We start from the raw sequence: 3,451 nt of genomic DNA on the forward strand, positions 1-3,451 counted from the left end.
AACAACAAAATATTAACAGATAATGGGTTGCAGGGATATCCCAGTCGTCCTGATAAAACGGAAGATATGAAAGGAGCGGACTAAAATGGCTTTAGCCGGAATAATCAATGAAGAAAAGTACGGTACAGACGCACGGTCTGCTAATGAAATGATTGAGCGACTTACATCTATAGACTGGTATTCACAAGCCGGGGTAAAGTGTAATGAAGCAGAGAAAAAAGTAGAGCAGTTTATGAGTGCAATTGGCGTCAGTGAATATAAAATAAAGTGGCTTTCGGCAGCACAGGTTTCAGAAGCAGTCAGCCGTCTTACGTTTGAAAGCAGTATACTTTGGGAAGTTCTGAAGGATTTACCAGATCAACTTAAGGAAAAGATCGATGCCGCTGGAAATGAAAAACTACTTGCCGATATCGTGGACAAAGTACCTGAGGCCGTTTTTCATGGAGCATATAAACAAGCATTGAATGTATTTAGGGATGAAAAAGCAATCAAGTTCCTCGTTGGACATGCCATGTATATAAGTGTTCTTGCTTGTACAGCCGAGCTTACTGGTGATGTAAACCCGTTTTCATATATTGTAGAATTGCTTGAAGATGGACACTTGCCGCTTGGTCCTGATGGAAATACATTTTATCTTCTATAATTTAGGTAGCAAACATGATAGTGATGTTTACGTCTAATATCACCTAGTCAATATCTACCGGATACTTATATTGCGCGTAGAGACCCTATTGCAAACGAGTCGTTATTATACAAGCTGGGCGAACGACTACCGGCTGTCCGAATAAGAAAACAAGGCTGCCCGAAACGGATAATCTGGTGAGTCTTGTTTTCTCTTCCGTTTAAAAATATAGTTAATCAAAAGCCTAGAGAACAGATTGTTTTATGTTTCCTTAAGTTTTGAATGCGAATCAATAAGACCTATTCATAAAATTAGTATGTAAGAAACTTTTGATCTCCACGTGCCCACCCAAAATACAAGTCAATTCCATTATTAGTAACCCTATTAATTCTCACGATATATATCTTTGGCTTGTTGTAAGAAATGTGAAGCGGCAGGGGCATTTGCCATCTTATTGGAATGTGTTCCAAGACAAGTTGCAGAAGAAGTTTCCAAAGCCCTTTCGATTCCTGTGGTTGGAATCGGTCCTGGGTTGGGTGTGGATGCCCTGGTTCTCGTCTATCATGATATTTTAGGCTATGGTGTTGAGCGGGTCCCTAAATTTGTGAAACAATACCATTCAGTGAATACGATTATATTGGAATCAATTCAAGCTTATACGAAGAATAAACGTTTTCCTGAAGAAAAACATTCTTTTACGATGAAGGAAGAGGAACTGAAAGTATTTTATGGAGGTAAGCTATCAAGATAATTACAACTTTACAGGTAAAGTACTCAGAACCAATGTAGTTAGGCCCAAAAGAGGACTATGCTGATATTGAACTGTTAAATCAATAGAATTTGGGTTTTATAAGGAGGGTCAGCTTTAATTAATCTGTGTTCTTCTTTCTCTTATGGGTGCTTAACTTCATGAAGGAAGTAGTACCTATTTTATAGAATAAATATACTAATAAGCTGAGTATTTTGGTAAGTCATTGTATTTAAGGAGGAAGACCTTATGAAGAAATCAAGTATTATTTTCTTTGAAAGAAAATTTCCAAGTGCAAACATGACTCTAATTAATGATCAGCTCCCAATCCTTATTGATACTGGTTTTGGGAGTGATGCGATAGAAACAGAGCAATTATTGATAGAAGCAGGCGTGTCACCAGAAGAATTACATCTTATTGTGAACACTCATTATCATAGTGACCATATAGGAGGGAATTTTCATTTTCAAAAAAATTATGGTGTTACAATTGCTGCTCATAAATGGGAAGCTGATTTAATTAATTCTTGTGACCCTGAAGCCTGTAGTGCAGAATGGTTAGATCAGCCCGTAGAACCTTATCGAGTCGATAAAAAACTCTCCGATAACGATGAAATTCCTACAGGAAGTAGAACTTTAAAGGTCTTGTACACACCGGGGCATACGTTAGGACATATTTCTTTATATGAACCAGAAGATGAGATATTAATTTGCGGGGATCTCTTCCACAAAAATGATATCGGATGGTTAAACATCTTTCGAGAAGGTGTTTCCTCTATCCAACGATCTATGGAAAGTTTGGATCGGTTGTCCACACTAAGTATTCGACAGGCATATTCTGGACATGGACCTCAAATAGAGAATCCTCTGGCTGCCATTGACGCAGCTAGAAAACGGTTTGAAAAGTGGCTCAGGATGCCAGGAAAAGTTTCATGGCATGCCTGCAAGAGGATTTTTTCATTTACATTAATCATTAAAAATGGATTGTCAAAAGAAGAAATCAATAACTACCTACTAAACTGTGGCTGGTTCCAAGATTTTGCACGCTACTCTTTCCAGCTTCAGCCAGAAGAGTTTATTCAAATCCTCCTCGATGAAATGATTCGTTCCGGGGCAGCAAGCTGGCACAATAATCACTTAATCGCCACCACCCCATACCAAGCACCACAAAAGAAATGGATGAAAAAAAACATAAAGCCAAAAGATTGGAAACCTCAAGATCTTCTACATAACTAAAAGAATTGGGAAGTGAATGGAAAACTGTCTGGTTTCAATAGGGATTGCTGAAAAACAGAACGTTTTAGGAGGAGATTTATATGCCAATAAGACTAGGAGATATAATTACGTTTGAACGGACTTTTACATTAAGGGATGCTGAATTATTTACCGAGATTTCAGGTGAAATGAAGGGATTCATCATATAACCCCAGATGAACAGGGAAGACTTGTCGTTCAGGGGTTATTAACGGCAACTCTACCAAAAAAAGTTGGTGGAGATTATAACGTAATGGCTCGTACTATGAATTTTGAGTTTTTTAAGACCTGTGTTTACGGGTGATACAATCATTTGTGAAGTAAAAATTGAAAAATACGAAAGGCAAGAAAAAGATAGAACAGCTATTATTGCATCCTTTTTATGTGAAAATCAAAATGAGATAGAAGTATTAAAAGGGGATTTTTCAGGTGTAATACGTTAAATTCTTTATACATTCTTCAACTGGGGCTTTTGTTGAATAAAAGGACAATACATATTAGTCATATAAAATATGTACTATCCTTTATTTATTAGGATATTTTTAATCTAGGTCTTGATAAGGTTATTAATTAYCAATACGCTGATGCAGTCATAACTGGTTTGCGAAAAGATGAATTTGGATTGCTGTTAGGGATTAAAGTCGATACCCACGTTTATTGGATAATACAAAACGTAAAGCCATTGAAAACGTAGTAAAACAAGGAATTTTTAGTTTTGATTTAAACGGAAAAGTATATGAGATATCAGAGACAGAAGAAATACCACAAGATGTTTTAGAGATGGTGTGGCGAGATCAAAAATTAACTGCCATTGATAATCCTTATGT

The 3,451-nt window shown here is 36.8% G+C and carries 2 protein-coding genes and 2 pseudogenes; all 4 read left to right on the plus strand.

Annotated features, from left to right (window positions below; all coding sequences use genetic code 11):
* The first annotated feature begins 85 nt into the window (after positions 1–85).
* The 4 genes and pseudogenes from AC1DUW_RS23790 (at position 86) to AC1DUW_RS23805 (ending at position 3,067) form a co-directional block, all read left to right on the plus strand.
* The gene (locus AC1DUW_RS23790; protein WP_477643620.1) at positions 86–643 is read left to right on the plus strand and encodes a hypothetical protein; all 558 of its coding nucleotides are present in this window, start codon (positions 86–88) and stop codon (positions 641–643) included.
* A gap of 397 nt (positions 644–1,040) precedes the next feature.
* Positions 1,041–1,373, plus strand: a pseudogene (locus AC1DUW_RS23795) (3-methyl-2-oxobutanoate hydroxymethyltransferase); the annotation flags it as partial.
* A 246-nt stretch (positions 1,374–1,619) separates the two neighbouring features.
* A complete protein-coding gene (locus tag AC1DUW_RS23800; protein ID WP_053346169.1) occupies positions 1,620–2,606 on the plus strand; it encodes an MBL fold metallo-hydrolase in 987 nt (328 codons plus the stop codon).
* 80 nt (positions 2,607–2,686) lie between these two features.
* Positions 2,687–3,067: pseudogene (locus AC1DUW_RS23805) on the plus strand (hotdog domain-containing protein).
* Positions 3,068–3,451: the final 384 nt, after the last annotated feature.

Source organism: Peribacillus sp. P4_C12 (genome assembly GCF_056402095.1).